Source organism: Cellulomonas sp. P4_A2 (genome assembly GCF_056402515.1).
This window is the reverse complement of sequence record NZ_JBFUHG010000030.1, coordinates 1-15,927: the sequence shown is the minus strand read 5'-3', so window position 1 is coordinate 15,927 and position 15,927 is coordinate 1. Positions and strand designations below refer to the sequence as shown.

The window sequence follows — 15,927 nt, the reverse complement described above, 5'->3', positions numbered from 1 at the left end:
GCTCGGCACCCCGCCCGGCCCGGCGCCCGCCGGGAGCGGGTACGCCCCGGCACCCGGGCCGCCGGCCCCTGCCGCCCCGCGACCTGCTCAGTCCGGCCCGTCGCAGGAGCTGCGCGCCGCCCTGGGCGCCGTGCGCGCCGAGGTGTCCAAGGCCGTCGTCGGGCAGGACGCCGCGATCAGCGGCCTCGTCATCGCGCTGCTGTGCCGCGGGCACGTGCTGCTGGAGGGCGTCCCTGGCGTCGCCAAGACGCTGCTCGTGCGGACCCTGTCGGCCGCCCTGGACCTGAGCACCAAGCGCGTCCAGTTCACCCCGGACCTCATGCCCGGCGACGTCACCGGCTCGCTCGTCTACGACGCGCGCACCGCTGAGTTCTCGTTCCGCGAGGGCCCGGTGTTCACCAACCTGCTGCTCGCCGACGAGATCAACCGCACGCCGCCCAAGACCCAGGCGTCGCTGCTCGAGGCCATGGAGGAGCGGCAGGTCTCGGTCGACGGCACGCCGCGTCCGCTGCCGGACCCGTTCCTGGTGATCGCCACGCAGAACCCGGTCGAGTACGAGGGCACCTACACGCTGCCCGAGGCCCAGCTGGACCGCTTCCTGCTCAAGCTGGTGCTGGGCCTGCCGGAGCGCGACGAGGAGATCGAGGTCCTGCGCCGGCACTCCGCGGGCTTCGACCCGCGCGACCTGCGCGCCGCCGGGGTGCGGCCCGTGGCGTCCGCCTCGATGCTCGCCGCGGCGCGCGCCGAGGTGGCCCAGGTGCAGATCGCCCCGGAGGTCCTCGGGTACACGGTCGACCTGTGCCGGGCGACGCGGCGTTCCCCGTCCCTCTCGCTGGGCGTCTCGCCGCGCGGTGCGACGGCGCTGCTGGGCACGTCCCGGGCGTGGGCGTGGCTCTCGGGTCGCAGCTTCGTGACGCCCGACGACGTCAAGGCGCTCGCGCACCCGACCCTGCGGCACCGGGTCCAGCTGCGACCCGAGGCCGAGCTCGAGGGCGTCAGCACCGAGAGCGTGCTCGACACCGTCCTCGCGTCGGTGCCCGTCCCTCGATGACGTCGCGGTCCCGACGATGACGACGACGAACAGGCAGCGCTGATGGCGGTCACGTGGCGCGCGGTCGCGCTCGCGGCAGCGGGGATCCTCGCGGTCGTCCTGCTGCCCGCGACGGGCACGGTGCTGCTGTGGACGCTGCTCGTGATCGCGGCGTGCGCGCTCGACACGGTCCTCTCCGCGTCGCCGCGGCAGGTCGCCGTCAGCCGGGACGTCCCCTCGTCGGTGCGTCTGAGCGAGTCCGCGCGCTCGACGCTGACTCTGACCAACCTGGGTCGTCGGCGGCTGCGCGCGCTCGTTCGCGACGCGTGGCCGCCGTCGACCGGCGCGGACGACAACCGGCACCGGATCGTCGTCGCGCSGGGCGACGGACGGCGGGTGACGACGACGCTGACGCCGTCGCGGCGGGGCGACGCGCACGCGGACCGTGTGACGATCCGCACCGTCGGACCGCTGGGCCTCGCCGGGCGCCAGGCCTCGCTGACGGTGCCCGGGCGCCTGCGCGTGCTGCCGGAGTTCGCGTCCCGCAAGCACCTGCCGAGCCGCCTGGCCAGGCTGCGCGAGCTCGACGGCCGCGCCGCGGTCCAGGTGCGCGGACCCGGGACCGAGTTCGACTCGCTGCGGGAGTACGTCATCGGCGACGACGTGCGCTCGATCGACTGGCGGGCGACCGCCCGGCGGGCGGACGTGGTCGTGCGCACGTGGCGTCCCGAGCGCGACCGCCGGGTGCTGATCGTCCTGGACACCTCGCGGACCTCGGCGGTCCGCGTGCAGGACGCACCCCGGATCGACGCGTCGATCGAGGCCGCGCTGCTGCTGGCCGCCCTCGCGACGCGCGCCGGCGACCGGGTCGAGCTGGTGGTCTACGACCGCACCGTCCGCGGCCGGGTGGCGGGTCAGAGCGGGCCGCGGGTCATGCCGGCGTTCGCGGACGCCCTCGCCCTGGCCGAGCCGCAGCTCATCGAGGCCGACTGGCCGGGGATCGTGTCCGAGGTCCGGCAGCGGTTGAGCCAGCGCGCCCTCGTCGTGCTGCTGAGCGCGCTGGACCCGGCGGCCGTCGAGCACGGGCTCCTGGGCGTCGTGAACCAGCTGACCGAACGCCACCAGGTGGTCCTCGCCTCCGTCGCCGACCCCGAGGTGGACGCGCTGCGCACGGCCCGGGACGACGCGGCCGCGATGTTCGACGCCGCCGCCGCGGAGCGCGTCGGCCTCGAGCGCGCCGCCGTCGCCGTGCGCCTGCGCCAGCGCGGGGTCGAGGTCCTGGACGCCCTGCCCGACCACCTGGCCCCCCAGCTGGCCGACCTCTACCTCGCGCTCAAGGCGGCGGGGCGGCTCTGAGCATGTGGGCGGCGGCGGATACGTTCTGACGGTGGCCGCACCAGCTCCCGGGGACCTGCTCTCCCCCGCCCAGCTCAACCGCGCGCTCCTCGCCCGGCAGCACCTTCTGGACCGCCGGGACGGGCCGGCGCTCGAGGTGGTCGAGCACCTCGTCGGCCAGCAGGCGCAGAACGCCTGGTCGCCCTACGTGGGGCTGTGGAGCCGGGTCGCCGGCTTCCGGCACGCCGAGCTCGGCGACGCCTTCTGGGACCGCACGGTCACGCGCATCGCCGTCATGCGCGGCACGATCCACCTGGTCACGCGCGACGACGCGCTGCTCCTGCCGGCCCTCGTCGCGCCGATCTACGTGCGCGACCTGCTGGTCAACGCCCAGCACTCCACGGCGCTCCGGACGCTGGACGTCACGCAGGTCACGGCCGCCGCACGCGCCCTGGTCGAGGACGAGCCGCGGGTCACCACCGAGCTCGGCCGTCTGCTCGCCGAACGCTGGCCGAACATCGCGACCAGCACGCTCGCCTACGCCGCCCGCGGGACCCTGCCGCTCGTCCAGGTGCCGCCACGAGGGGTGTGGGGCCGCTCGGGCGCGACCACCTGGACCACGGCGGACACCTGGTTCGGCACCGCGTCCGCCGACCTGTCCGACCCGGACGTGCTCGCCCGCGAGCAGGAGCGCTTCGTGCTGCGGTACCTGCGCGCGTTCGGCCCCGCCTCGGTCGCGGACGTGCAGAGCTGGTCGGGTCTGGGCGGCCTGCGTGCCGTCGTCGACCGGCTCGGCGACCGACTCGTGCGCTACCGCGCCGACCCGGCACCGGGCGGCGTCCGGCCGCGCGAGCTGCTGGACGTTCCCGACGGGCTGCTGCCGGACCCGGGTACGCCCGCGCCGGTGCGCTTCCTCCCGGACTACGACAACGTCCTGCTCGGCCACGCCGACCGCACCCGGATCGTCTCGGAGGAGCACCGCCGTTCGCTCGGCAGCCCGAACGGCGTCATCCCGGCCACGTTCCTGCTGGACGGACGGGTGGCGGGCACCTGGGCCGTGTCACGCGAGCGTGGTCAGCCCGCGACGCTCACGGTCCGCCCGTTCGCGCCCGTCACGGTCGCCGACCGTCGTCGCCTCGAGGACGAGGCCGAGGGGCTCGTGCGGTTCATGGCCGACGACGCGGACGACCATCGCGTGGTCGTCGTCGACTGATCGAGGTCAGCCCACCATCGCGAGCGTGTACCCGGCCCGGTCCGTCTCGAGGTCGCCGGTCTCGCCGTCGCGCACGGCTCGGCGGCCGAGCACGATCGTGTAGACCCAGAACGCGCCCACCGCGAGCACGCCCAGCGCGATCTTCACGGCCCACGGCATCGTCGAGCCCGTCACGAAGCCCTCGATGACGCCGGAGACGGCCAGGGTGCCGACGAGCCCGATCGCGACCGTGGCCAGGGCGCGGCCCTCCTCGGCGAGCGCCCGCGACCGGGTGCGCGGGCCCGGGACCAACCAGGTCCAGAAGAGCTTCAACCCGGCGGCACCGGCCACGAACACCGACGTCAGCTCGAGCAGGCCGTGCGGGGCGATCGACTGGAGGAACACGTCGAGCGACCCGTGCGCCGCCATCATGCCGCCGGTCGACCCGACGGCGATCGCGTTGCTGACCTGGAAGAACAGCGGGCCGACGCCGGTGATCCCCGAGCCGATGCAGACCGCCGTGAGCCAGGCGTTGTTGGTCCACACCATCGCCGCGAATCCCGCGCCCGGGTCGTAGTACTGCTCGAACATCTGGTCCACGTACTGCTGCTGCTGCGCGGGCGTGCCCATGAGCGCGAGGGCCTCGGGCTGGGTGGCCACCCACACCCCCGACACGGTCGCCAGGACGATGAAGCCGAGCATCACGGCCACCGTCCACCAGCGGATGCGGTACAGCGCCGCGGGCAGGGAGACGACGAGGAACCGCCGCACGTCCCGCCACCCCGCCTGGTGCGAACCGGCGATCGCCGCGCGACCGCGCGCGACCAGCTGCGACAGCCGGGTGACGGTCACCGGGTCCGGCGCGCTCGAGCGGATCACCGAGAGGTCGGTGGCGGCGGCCTGGTACAGCCGGACCAGCTCGTCGGCCTCGGCTCCCGTGAGGCGACGCCGACCTGCGAGCTCGTCGAGCCGCGCCCACGCGCCGGCGCGCGCCCGCTCGTACGCATCGAGGTCCATGCGCACAGCCTGCCATCCCGAGCCCCCGTGCAGCGGCTACTCTGCCGCAGGAGCCCGACCGGGGCGGGCCGCACGGACGGGGGCTTCATGGACGGGATCATCATCGGCGAGGGCGTCGTCCTCGACTCGCGACCCACGTCGTCCGTCGCTCGGCTCCTCGCGGCCCTGCTGGACCTGGTCGTGCTCGGCATCGTCGTCTTCATCGTGTTCATCCCGGTCTCGGCCCTGCTCTCGACCGACGAGGAGACCGCGCGGATCACGTTCGTCGTGACGATCGCGACGATCATGGTGATCATCCCGACGACCGTGGACACGCTCACGCGCGGTCGGTCGCTCGGCAAGCTCGCCGTCGGCATCCGGATCGTGCGCGACGACGGTGGGCCGATCGTGTTCCGGCAGTCGCTCGTCCGGGCGCTGGTCGGCATCGTCGAGCTGTGGCTCACCCTGGGATCGGTCGCCCTGATCACGTCGACCGTCAACCCGCAGGGCAAGCGGGTCGGGGACATCCTGGCCGGCACCTACGCCGTCCGCGTCCGGGGCAGCGCCCCGCAGCGCGCGCCGATGATGATGCCGCCCCACCTCGCGGGGTGGGCGCACAGCGCGGACATCGCCCGCCTGCCCGACGGGCTCGCCCTGTCCGCCCGCCAGTTCCTGGGCCGCACCGCGACGCTGCACCCGACCTCGCGCGTCCAGCTCGGCACGCGGCTCAGCACCGAGCTGGAGCGCTACGTCAACCCGCTGCCGCCGCCGGGCACGCACCCGGAGGCGTTCCTCGCCGCGGTGCTCACCGAGCGCCGCAACCGCGAGTACGTGGCGCTGCAGAGGGCCGGGCAGCGGGACTTCGTGGAGGCGTCGCAGCTGCACCGTCTCCCGCACGGCATCCCGGACCCGCTCGACTGAGCTCAGTACCGGTAGTGCTCCGGCTTGTAAGGGCCCGCCGCGTCGACCCCGAGGTACTCGGCCTGCGCCTTGGTCAGCTCGGTGAGCCGGACCCCGAGCGCGTCGAGGTGCAGCCGCGCCACCTTCTCGTCGAGAACCTTGGGCAGCCGGTAGACCTCGCGGGCGTACTCGTCGGGCTTGGTGAACAGCTCGATCTGGCCGATCACCTGGTTCGAGAACGAGTTGCTCATGACGAACGACGGGTGGCCCGTCGCGTTGCCGAGGTTGAGCAGGCGCCCCTCGGACAGCACGATGATCGACCTCTCCGGTCGCGTGTCGTCGGCAGGGAACGTCCACTCGTGCACCTGCGGCTTGATCTCCGTCCGCGTGATGCCCGGGACCGCCGCGAGGCCGGCCATGTCGATCTCGTTGTCGAAGTGCCCGATGTTGCCGACGACGGCCTTGTCCTTCATCGCCGCCATCTGCGCGGCCGAGACGACGTCCTTGTTGCCCGTCGTCGTGATGAAGAAGTCGGCCTGGTCGAGGACGTCGTCGAGCCGGGCCACCTGGAAGCCGTCCATGGCCGCCTGCAGCGCGCAGATCGGGTCCACCTCCGAGACGATCACCCGGGCACCCTGCCCGCGGAACGCCTCGGCGGCCCCCTTGCCGACGTCCCCGTAGCCCGCGACGAACGCGACCTTGCCGCCCATCAGCACGTCCGTGGCGCGGTTGATCCCGTCGGGCAGCGAGTGGCGGATGCCGTACTTGTTGTCGAACTTCGACTTGGTGACCGAGTCGTTCACGTTGATCGCGGGGAAGAGCAGCCCGCCCGCCTCGGCGAGCTGGTACAGGCGGTGCACGCCCGTGGTCGTCTCCTCGGTGACGCCCTTGATCCGCGCGGCGATCGACGTCCACCGCGTCGGGTCGGCCGCCAGAGACGCGCGCAGCGTGTCGAGGATGACCGTGAGCTCCTCGGAGTAGTCCGCGTCGCCGGGCACGGGGTTCGGCGGGACGGCACGGGCGGCCTCGTACTCGACGCCCTTGTGCACCAGCAACGTCGCGTCGCCACCGTCGTCGAGGATCATGTTCGGCCCGTCGCCGCCGGGCCAGACGAGGATCTGCTCGGTGCAGTCCCAGTACTCCGGCAGCGACTCGCCCTTCCAGGCGAACACCGGCACGCCGTCCGGCGACTCGACCGAACCCGCGGGACCGACGACGATCGCTGCTGCCGCCTCGTCCTGCGTCGAGAAGATGTTGCAGGACGCCCAGCGCACCTGCGCGCCGAGCGCGACGAGGGTCTCGACGAGCACGGCCGTCTGCACGGTCATGTGCAGCGAGCCCGCGATCCGTGCGCCGGCCAGGGGCTGCGTCGGGCCGAACTCCGCGCGCAGCGCCATGAGCCCGGGCATCTCGTGCTCGGCGAGGCGGATCTGGTGGCGGCCGGCCTCGGCCAGGGACAGGTCGCGGACCTTGTAGCGGCCGGGGACCTCACAGAACGTGGACATGGCACTCCTGACGGGTGGGCAGGGCGGGGCCGACCCTCGGGACGAGGGAGCCGCACGCCGGCGCGACCCCTCTGGGTCTGCGGGCATCACCCACGCCGTCCCGGCCATGCTAGCCGCGGGCGGACGCGTCAGACAGTGGTCTCGACGGTCCGTCGCAGGTCCGGCTCGAGGTAGATGACCCGCGCGATCGGGACCGCCTCGCGCACCCGCTGCTCCGCCGCGTCGATCGCCGCCGCGACGTCCGCGGCGCTCGTCGCACCGTCGACCTCGATCTTGGCGGCGACGAGCAGCTCCTCCGGACCCAGGTGCAGGGTGCGCAGGTGGATCACGGAGGTGACGCCGGGGCCGACGAGCGCGAGGTTGATCGCCTCGACGTCCTTGACGGTCGCGGACTCCCCGAGCAGAAGCGACTTGGTCTCCAGCGCCAGCACGATCGCGATGAGCACGAGCAGGAGCCCGATACCGGCGGTGCCGAGGGCGTCGAACTTGCCGTTGCCGGTGATCAGCGTCAGGGAGACGCCGAAGAACGCGAGCACGAGGCCGATCAGGGCGCCGAAGTCCTCCAGCAGGACGACGGGCAGCTCGGGGGCCTTCGCAGTCCGGATGAACGAGACCCACGACTGCTTGCCCCGGACGTGGTTGGACTCCTTGATCGCCGTCCGGAACGAGAAGCCCTCGAGCACCATCGACGCGCCCAGGACGACCAGCGGGACCCACCACCAGCGACCCTCGATGGGGTGCGGGTCCTGCCACTTGTGCCACGCCTCGTACAGGGCGAACAGGCCACCGAGCGAGAACAGGACGATGGAGACGATGAACGAGTAGACGTACCGCTCGCGGCCGTAGCCGAACGGGTGCTCGACGTCCGCCTCGCGCCGCGCCCGCTTGCCGCCGACCAGCAGGAGCAGCTGGTTGCCCGAGTCCGCGAGCGAGTGCACCGACTCGGCCAGCATCGAGCTGGAGAGCGTGAGCAGGTACGCGATGAACTTGGTGATGGCGATGCCGAGGTTGGCCGCGAGGGCCGCGAGGATGGCCCGGGTGCCGCCGCCTTCGTGCGCCATCAGCCGCGTCCGACCGGGACACCCTCGTCGACGAGCAGCACCGGGATGCCATCGCGCACGGGATAGGCCAGCGGGTTCTCCGGGTCGGTCGACACGAGGGTGGGCTCGCCGTCCGGCCCGACGCCGTCCACGAGGGTCGCGCCGGTCACCGGGCAGCGGAGCAGGTCACGTGCCCAGGGCTCGAGGACCCGGCCGTCGTCGGTCATGACTGGTCCTGCCGGACGAGGGCGAGCACGTCGTCGCGCACCTTCTCCATGATGTCCTCGTCGGCGGCCTCGACGTTCAGGCGCAGCAGCGGCTCGGTGTTGGAGGCGCGGAGGTTGAACCACCACTGCGGCTGCCCGTCCCAGTGCGACACGGTCAGGCCGTCCAGCTCGTCGACCACCACCGGGCCGGCGCCCTGCTGCGTCACGTACGCGTCGACCACCCGCGCGCGGGCGGCCGGCACGTCGAGGACGCGCGAGTTGATCTCGCCGCTCGCCGAGTACGGCTGGTACTGCTCGGCGAGCGCCGACAGCGGGTGCGGCTGGCCGCCGAGGGCGGCGAGCACGTGCAGCGCGGCGAGCATGCCGGTGTCGGCGAAGAAGAAGTCGCGGAAGTAGTAGTGGGCGCTGTGCTCGCCCCCGAACACCGCCTCGTTCTCGGCCATCTGCGCCTTGATGAACGAGTGGCCCACGCGCGTGCGGACCGTCTTGGCACCCGCGGCGCCGAGCAGGTCGGGCACCACCTGCGACGTGATCAGGTTGTGGATCACCGTCGGCGTGCGGCCCTCGGCCAGCTCCCGGGCCACCTCGCGCAGGCCGACGAGGGCGGTGATCGCCGACGGGCTGACCGGGTCGCCGTGCTCGTCGATCACGAAGCAGCGGTCCGCGTCGCCGTCGAACGCCAGGCCGATGTCCGCGTCGTGCTCGACGACGGCCGCCTGCAGGTCGCGCAGGTTCTCCGGCTCGAGCGGGTTCGCCTCGTGGTTGGGGAACGTGCCGTCGAGCTCGAAGTACAGCGGGACCACGTCGAGCGGCAGCTCGGGCAGGCCCGCTCCGGTGCCGAGCACGGCCGGGGCGGTGAAGCCGCCCATGCCGTTGCCCGCGTCGACGACGACCTTGAGCGGCCGGATGCCCGAGAGGTCCACGAGCGAACGCAGGAACGCCGAGTAGTCGGTGAGCATGTCCTGGTCGGTGATGTTCCCGACGTCCTCGGGGCCCACCTGCGGGATCTCGCCGCTCGCCAGGTAGTCGCCCGCGAGCTCGCGGACCTGGGTCAGCCCGCTGTCCTGGCCCACGGGACGCGCGCCCTTGCGGCAGAGCTTGATCCCGTTGTACTGAGCCGGGTTGTGGCTGGCCGTGAACATGGCGCCGGGGATGTCGAGCGCGCCCGACGCGTAGTAGAGGCCGTCCGTCGAGGCCAGCCCGATGCGGACCACGTCCACGCCACGCAGCGCGAGGCCCTCGGCGAAGGCGGCGACGAGCTCGGGTCCGGACGGGCGCATGTCGTTGCCGATGACGACGCGCGGTCGGCCGTCGGCCTCCGGGAGCACCACGACGTCCGCGAACGCGGCACCGATCGCTCGCGCGACCGCCGGGTTCAGCTCCTCGGGGACGACACCCCGGACGTCGTACGCCTTGATCAGGGCAGACAGATCGACACGGTCAGCTGCAGGGGAGGTCACGGGCGTCATGCTACCCGGCACGGGGCGTGCGCTTCAGGCGTCTCTACTCCGCGGGATCGGTACCCATGACCTCGTCGCGCGACAGCGGCGCGCCGCTGCCGTCGAGCGGGAACCAGTTCCGCTGCTCGCACGCCGGGCAGGACACGAAGAGCACCTGCCGGCCCGAGGCCAGCGCCATCCGGATCCGCGTCATCTGCGTCTCGCCGCAGCGCAGGCACGCCTCGGTGCCCGGGACCGCCGGCCCGCCGGGCTGGCTGATCGACCCGAGAGGCTCGGCCGCCTGCTGAGCCCGTGCACGAGCCGCCTCCCCCTTGCGACGAGCCACGTCAGCCCTCTCCTCGCAGCACCCGCAGGTGACCGCGGCGAGGCGCCTCGGCCAGCACGGACCCGACCGCCTCGGGGAGCGGCTCCTGCTCGGGTGGCCGGCCCGCCTCGCGCACCGCGTCGGCGAGGGCGAGCAGGTCGTCGCGGCKCGGCGCCGCGGGCGTGAACTCCGGCGTCMGCCGGACGACCTCCCAGCCGCGCGGGGCCGTGAGGCGCTCCGCGTGCTCCATGCACAGGTCGTACGAGTGCGGCTCCGCCTGCTGCGCCAGGGGGCCGAGGACCGCGGTCGAGTCGGCGTACACGTAGGTCAGCGTCGCCACCGCCGGACGGCCGCACGCCGTGCGCGTGCACTGCCTCACAGATCTCACGGGCTGACGGTACCCCCGGCTCCCGACACGCCGCGCTCCCCCACGCCGACGTCGGCGGGCGATCTAGAGTTCAGGCGTGAGCACCTCGCCCCCACCACCCGCCCGGCGCACCGCCGGAGCCGGTCGACGGACCATGGCGCTGCCCTCCGTGGCGGTGCAGCCGGTCCGCCGTCGGGACAGGCGCGGCCGTGGTCCGCGAGGACCGCTCATGCCCAGCTCGATGCCCGCCTACCGCACCCGTGCGGAGCGGTTCGACGACCTCGTCCTCGACGCCGTGGAGCGGATCGAGCGCCGCTGGGCCAAGCAGCTGTCCGGCACCGAGTTCGCGGTCGAGGACGTTCCGCCGTCCAACCCCGCGCCGTGGGAGCGCGGCGGGGTGCCGCTGGGGCGCTACTTCCCGGCGGACGCCGGCCTGCCGGCCAGGATCGTCATCTACCGCCGCCCCGTCGAGTCGCGCGCCGGCGACGCGCTCGACATGGCCGACCTGGTGCGCGACGTCGTCGTCGAGCAGGTGGCCCACATGCTCGGCCGCTCCCCGGACGACGTGGACCCGGACTATCGCGACGCGCACTAACCTGTCCGGACGATGAGCCCCGCTGTCCCGAACCCTGTCCTTGCGCCCGCCGTCCGCGTCGTCTGCGTCGTCTTCCACCCCGGCGACGAGCTCGCGACGTTCGCTCGCACCCTGGCCACCGCGTCGACCCAGCCGGTCGAGCTCGTGCTCGTCGACAACGGCACCGACCAGTCCGTCTCGAGGGCCGTCGCCGACGAGTTCGGTGCGCGACTGCTGGTCACGGGCGCGAACCTCGGCTACGGGGGCGGCGCGAACGCGGGCGCGCAGGGGTGCGAGTCGCCCTGGCTCGTCGTCGCGAACTCCGACCTCGAGTGGCAGCCCGGCTCGCTCGACGTCCTGGTCGCAGCGGCGGCCGCCGACGCGCGCACCGGGTCGGCGGGACCGGCGCTGCTCAACCCCGACGGCACCGTCTACCCGTCCGCGCGGGCGCTGCCGTCGCTCACGCACGGTGCCGGTCACGCGGTCTTCGTGCGGGTGTGGCCCGGCAACCCGTGGACCCGCCGGTACCGGGCCGAGCAGGAGAGCACCGGGCAGCAGCGGGCCGCGGGCTGGCTCTCCGGCGCGTGCCTGCTGGTGCGGCGCGAGGCGTTCGAGGCGGTGGGAGGCTTCGACGACGACTACTTCATGTTCTTCGAGGACGTCGACCTGGGCGACCGCCTCGGCCGCGCGGGCTGGACCAACCTCTACGTGCCGCAGGCGAGGGTGACGCACGTCGGCGGGACCTCCTGGCGCGCCAAGCCGGCCCGGATGATCTCGGCGCACCATGCGAGCGCCGCCCGCTACGTGGGCCGTCGCTACCCGCACTGGTACCAGTGGCCGGTCCGCCAGGCGGCCGTCCTCGGTCTGCGGCTGCGCGAGCGCTCGGAGCTGCGCGCGGCGTCCTGACCGTCGCTAGCGCGTGCCGAGCCGCGGGTCCTCGCGGACGGGGACGTCGGGCGCCGTGCGCGGGACCGGGATCGGGTCCAGGACCGAGAAGAGGACCGTGCCGTCGGCCTGCGGCACCTGAGCGACCAGCGCCCAGGCGAGCGAGACCGTCGAGCCGTCGTCCGTGACGAGGTCGACGCCGGCGACGTCGGAGCGGGGGGCCGGTGCGGCCGCGGGGTCGTGCGGCGCCACCTCGCCCGTGCCGGCCGCCAGCTCGTCGAGCGTCCAGGAGCTCGTCGTGCCGGCCGGGATGGTGACGGTGCGCTCCGACAGCACGGCGCCGCCCGCCCCGAGGAGCCGCAGGCTGCCCGTGGCCGAGCCGCCGTCCTCGGCGTCGTCGGCGCTCGAGACCCCCGCGAGCACGAGCGTGCCCTGCGTGCCTGCGGGCAACGCCGCGACGCCGCTGCGGCCGGGGACGGTCGAGGCCGCCCAGGCACGCTCGACGCTCGGGGTGTCGTCGAGCTCCCCGAGGGAGCCCGGCCGGGACATCACCGACGACGCGATCACGGGCACGTCGGCGTCGACGAGGGCCGTGTAGGCCCCCGCGGGCAGGCCGCCGAGCGGGACGTCGGTGACCTCGCCCGGCGCGAGCGAGACGGACTCGGCGCCGGGCAGGTCGATGACCCCGCCGGGGCCGAGCAGCGTCACCGTGGCGGTCGTCGCGGCGTCGCCGGGCGCCAGCACGCGCAGCGCGGGTGCGTTCGGGTCGTCGACCGTCGAGTCGACCACCGAGATGCCGGTGACGACCTGCCGCGTCGACGGCGCCGCACCGGGCACGACCAGGTCCGTCCCGCCCGGCGTGAAGCCGTCGAGCGCCGAGTCCTGGACGTGCACCCCGACGCGGCCGCCGGTGGCGACGACGTGCAGCCCGAGCCTGCGCTGCTCGGCCGCGATGCCGCCGAGCACGATCACCCGCGAGGTCCCGGGCGCCACCAGGTAGCGCTCGCCCGTCAGGTCGACCTGGCCGTTGGGTCCCCAGACCTCGAGCGCGATCTCGGCGGGCGTGGTGCCGGGGTTGTCGAGGACGAGCTGGGCGGTGCTCGACAGGTCCGTCGCGCCGCCGAGGAGCCACGCGTCGGCGACCGGCTGCTGGCACGAGGCCGCGGACAGCCCGCGCAGGTCGCCCGCGCTCACCAGGCTGCCGACGGCCGCGGCGACCCGCGCCGGGACGTCGGTGGGCTCGGCGCGCACGATCGAGGGCCCGGGCGCCGGAGCCTGGACGGCACCGCCGTCGGCCTCCAGCGCCGCCCAGGTGGTCGAGCGGTCCAGCGGGGCGAGCGACCCGACGCCGCTCGGGGACGCGGTGACGGCGACGACCGTGGTGATCGGGTCCACGGGCGTCGGGTCGAACGCGGAGTCCCCGCGGCCGGTGTCGTCGGGCAGGATCAGCGGCCCCGGGCAGACGAGCGTCGTGGCCGACGGCGGCACGGGCACCCGCGTCGCGGGGACCGCGGTGTCGTCGCCCTGGGGCGCGCGGGTACCGGCGGCGACCACCACGACGGTGAGCCCGAGCACGACGAGGCCCGAGGCGGCGCGCGCGGTCCGGCCGAGCCAGACGCGCGAGCGGGAGGGCTGGGGGTCGGTCATGAGCGTCCGCTCCAGGTGCGGCCGCCGCGACGCCGGCGGACCGGCACCGCGAGCAGCAGGGTCACGAGCAGGACGAGCGACTGGACCACGAGCATCGGGGTCCGGTCGGGGTCGTCGTAGTGCACGACGAGGTCACCGCCGCCGGCGCCGAGGTCGAACGTCTGACGCCATCCGTCCTCGAGGGAGCGGAGCGGCTCGCCGTCGAGCGAGGCGTGCCAGTGCGGGTCGGCGCGCTCGGCGAGCACCAGGAGCCGGCCGGCGTCGCCCGCGGGCACGGTGGTGTCCACCGACCGGTCCGCCGAGGGGACGGTTACCGCGGGAGCGGCGGGGTCGGCGACGTCGGCGCCCGAGGGCAGCAGCCGGGCCCACGAGGTCACGACCACCGGTGCGGCGATTCCGGCGCCGGGGGCGGTCGCCTGGACGCGCCAGAGCGTTCCCGCGGCGTTGGCGGTGACGCGTTCCAGCCCCGCGGTGGCGTCCAGCCGGCTGACCAGCTCGTCGCGGGCGGCCCGGGCCGCGCTGTCGTCGGAGACGGGCTCCGGGAGCGTGGGGACCAGGACGTCCGCGACGCCGAGCGAGCCGAGCTCGCCGGCGACGTCGCCGCTGGCCGCGGTGGCGAGGCGCGCGACGAGCGCGTCGACCTCCTGCGTCGCTGCGTCGGCCGGCGTCGGCGTCGGGTCCGTGAGGTCGCCCTCGACGGTGCGTGTCCACGCCGCGGCGGCCTGGTCGACCAGGGCCGGGCCGTCACCGCGCATGAGCTGCCAGGTCGCGGTCGCGCCGCCGCCCTGCTCGGGTGCCGCGCTCACCGCCAGCACCCGGGACGCCGACGGGGACTCCTGCGCCTGCTGGCCGACCGCGGGGACGATCGGCCCGTCGAGGGTGCGCAGCGCGACGGCGTCGCCGGTGCGTGCCTGCCACGTCCACGAGCCGAGCCAGACGAGCGGGACGGCCACCGCGACGAGCGTCAGCAGAGCGGCGAGCAGCTGGCGGACGCCGAACGTGTAGCTCCCGAGCCGCTCGCGCAGCCGGTCGGTGCCGATCAGCGCCGCCGCGAGCAGACCCGCTCCGGCCAGGGAGAGCGCGGGGCCGGACCAGCCACGAACCAGCGAGCCGTCGTCGACCGCCACCGGCACGGCCACCACGACCGTGGCCGTCGCCAGCCCGATCACGGCGACCGCCCAGGCACCACGCACGGCCCGCGCGACCGGCGCGCCGCGCAGGAGCGCGAGGACGGCCAGCAGGAGCACCACGGCGCCGAGGGCGAGGGGCAGGACGTGGGCGATCCCCGACGGCACGCCGGGGCCGACGAGTGCGCCGGCGTCGCTCGGGACGCCGAGCAGGCGACTGACGGGGTCGGACGCGCCGGTCGGGACGGGGAGCCCGGGGTCGGCGACCAGCAGCCGCCAGCCGGGCAGTCCCCGCCGTGCCGCCTCGAGCAGCGTCGGGGCGAGCAGGACGATCGCCGGGATCGTCGCGAGCAGGATGCGTCCGCGGCGCCGCGGGGCGCACAGCGCGACGACGCAGAGCGCGAGCACACCGGGGACCAGCAGGACCGGCGCCCCGGCCACGACGACGGCGAAGGCGAGCGCGGCACCTGCGGCTGCGGCGATCGAGCCGGTGGGGTCGGCGGCGCCGACGCGAGCGAGCGGCACGGCGGGCGTCTGACCGGAGTCGGTCGCGAGGCGGGGGTGCGGGATCTCGGCGGCCGCGGCCGGTCCGTCGGCGTCGACGTCCTCGTCGTCGGCCCGCCGGGCGGTCGCCAACCCCGAGAGCACCTGGTCGACGCGCTGCACCCCGACGGCACGCGCGACCCCCAGGCCCACCCACGGGATCGCCACGTGTGCGACGACCGCGCCGAGCCGGCCCGCGCCGAGTCCGAGCAGGAGCGCCGGCGCCGCGGCCCACGCCACGGCGGCCCATGCGCGGACGCCCACGGACCGCGTCACCGCGCCCGCAGCGGCCCAGGCGCCGACCCCGGCGAGCAGGATCGAGCCGAGCAGCAGCAGACCCACGGCCGCGGACGACGACCCACCGGTCGCGGCCGTCGGTCCGACCAGCACGGTCAGCAGCGCGTCGGCCGGCCCCGGGGTCCCCAGCCCCCCGGCCACCCAGCCGGACGTCGCCGCGCTCCACAGCTCACCGAGCCGCGCGGTGGTGGGGACGAGCGCGTCGCCGACGAGCTGCGCGCCGCCGACCACGGGTGCGACCAGCGAACCGAGGGCGACGGCGGTGACGATCGCGAGCCCTCCGACCAGCACGGCCAGCGTCGTGCGGCGCTTGGTCGCCAGGGCCGCGAGCTCGCGCAGCTCGAGCTCGCTGGGCGCCTGGACGACCCGACGGACCTCCGCGCGCGCGAGCCGGCGGTCGCGCGACTGGGACCACACGTCGCGCAGGCCTGCCTGCAGCGGGCGCAGGGCGCGGCGCGGCACGCGACGGGTGCGGGTGGCGCGGGCGCGGGCCCGGAC

General features: G+C 74.8%; 15 protein-coding genes. 6 read left to right on the top strand and 9 right to left on the bottom strand.

Annotation, left to right across the window (positions count from 1 at the left end; all coding sequences use genetic code 11):
• The 3 genes from AC1DUE_RS19545 to AC1DUE_RS19535 form a co-directional block, all read left to right on the top strand.
• A partial coding sequence (locus AC1DUE_RS19545; protein WP_477041078.1) for an AAA family ATPase occupies nt 1–1,051 on the top strand: 1,051 nt, incomplete at its 5' end.
• Nucleotides 1,052–1,093: 42 nt separating this feature from the next.
• Nucleotides 1,094–2,386 (top strand): DUF58 domain-containing protein, encoded by a 1,293-nt coding sequence (locus tag AC1DUE_RS19540; protein ID WP_477041077.1) that lies wholly within the window; start codon nt 1,094–1,096, stop codon nt 2,384–2,386.
• A gap of 31 nt (nt 2,387–2,417) precedes the next feature.
• Nucleotides 2,418–3,578 (top strand): winged helix DNA-binding domain-containing protein, encoded by a 1,161-nt coding sequence (locus AC1DUE_RS19535; RefSeq protein ID WP_477041076.1) that lies wholly within the window; start codon nt 2,418–2,420, stop codon nt 3,576–3,578.
• 6 nt (nt 3,579–3,584) lie between these two features.
• On the opposite strand, the gene AC1DUE_RS19530 is transcribed toward AC1DUE_RS19535, so the two are convergent.
• Nucleotides 3,585–4,574 (bottom strand): stage II sporulation protein M, encoded by a 990-nt coding sequence (locus AC1DUE_RS19530; RefSeq protein WP_477041075.1) that lies wholly within the window; start codon nt 4,572–4,574, stop codon nt 3,585–3,587.
• An 87-nt stretch (nt 4,575–4,661) separates the two neighbouring features.
• Between AC1DUE_RS19530 and AC1DUE_RS19525 the strand changes: the two genes are divergently transcribed.
• On the top strand, nt 4,662–5,474 hold the full coding sequence (locus AC1DUE_RS19525) for an RDD family protein (protein ID WP_477041074.1): 813 nt from the start codon (nt 4,662–4,664) through the stop codon (nt 5,472–5,474).
• Nucleotides 5,475–5,476: 2 nt separating this feature from the next.
• Here AC1DUE_RS19525 and ahcY read toward each other — a convergent pair whose 3' ends face one another.
• From ahcY to AC1DUE_RS19495, 6 genes are all read right to left on the bottom strand, one after another.
• Nucleotides 5,477–6,958 (bottom strand): adenosylhomocysteinase, encoded by a 1,482-nt coding sequence (gene ahcY, locus AC1DUE_RS19520; protein WP_477041073.1) that lies wholly within the window; start codon nt 6,956–6,958, stop codon nt 5,477–5,479.
• Nucleotides 6,959–7,086: 128 nt separating this feature from the next.
• Nucleotides 7,087–8,019, bottom strand: coding sequence for a cation diffusion facilitator family transporter (locus tag AC1DUE_RS19515; RefSeq protein WP_477041072.1), 933 nt, complete (start codon nt 8,017–8,019; stop codon nt 7,087–7,089).
• Entirely contained in the window at nt 8,019–8,225 is a 207-nt protein-coding gene (locus tag AC1DUE_RS19510) for a Trm112 family protein (protein WP_477041071.1), read from the bottom strand. The genes AC1DUE_RS19515 and AC1DUE_RS19510 overlap by 1 nt, the downstream gene beginning before the upstream one ends.
• Nucleotides 8,222–9,694: a phosphomannomutase/phosphoglucomutase gene (locus tag AC1DUE_RS19505; RefSeq protein ID WP_477041079.1), complete on the bottom strand. Its 1,473-nt coding sequence runs from the start codon at nt 9,692–9,694 to the stop codon at nt 8,222–8,224. Before AC1DUE_RS19505 ends, AC1DUE_RS19510 begins: the two co-directional genes overlap by 4 nt.
• Nucleotides 9,695–9,728: 34 nt before the next feature.
• Nucleotides 9,729–10,010, bottom strand: coding sequence for a hypothetical protein (locus tag AC1DUE_RS19500; protein ID WP_477041070.1), 282 nt, complete (start codon nt 10,008–10,010; stop codon nt 9,729–9,731).
• Nucleotide 10,011: 1 nt separating this feature from the next.
• Nucleotides 10,012–10,377, bottom strand: a complete 366-nt coding sequence (locus tag AC1DUE_RS19495; protein ID WP_477041069.1) for a DUF3499 domain-containing protein — start codon at nt 10,375–10,377, stop codon at nt 10,012–10,014.
• A gap of 76 nt (nt 10,378–10,453) precedes the next feature.
• On the opposite strand from AC1DUE_RS19495, the gene AC1DUE_RS19490 reads away from it, so the two are divergent.
• Together AC1DUE_RS19490 and AC1DUE_RS19485 are read left to right on the top strand one after the other, a co-directional pair.
• Complete coding sequence (locus tag AC1DUE_RS19490; RefSeq protein ID WP_477041068.1) at nt 10,454–10,951, top strand: metallopeptidase family protein; 498 nt, start codon at nt 10,454–10,456, stop codon at nt 10,949–10,951.
• Between the two features lie 12 nt (nt 10,952–10,963).
• Nucleotides 10,964–11,836, top strand: coding sequence for a glycosyltransferase family 2 protein (locus AC1DUE_RS19485; protein ID WP_477041067.1), 873 nt, complete (start codon nt 10,964–10,966; stop codon nt 11,834–11,836).
• 6 nt (nt 11,837–11,842) lie between these two features.
• Here the strand turns inward: AC1DUE_RS19485 and AC1DUE_RS19480 are convergent, their stop codons facing one another.
• Complete coding sequence (locus tag AC1DUE_RS19480; RefSeq protein WP_477041066.1) at nt 11,843–13,462, bottom strand: DUF5719 family protein; 1,620 nt, start codon at nt 13,460–13,462, stop codon at nt 11,843–11,845.
• Nucleotides 13,459–15,927: glycosyltransferase family 2 protein (locus AC1DUE_RS19475; RefSeq protein WP_477041065.1), on the bottom strand; the 2,469-nt coding region annotated here is incomplete at its 5' end. The genes AC1DUE_RS19480 and AC1DUE_RS19475, both read right to left, overlap by 4 nt.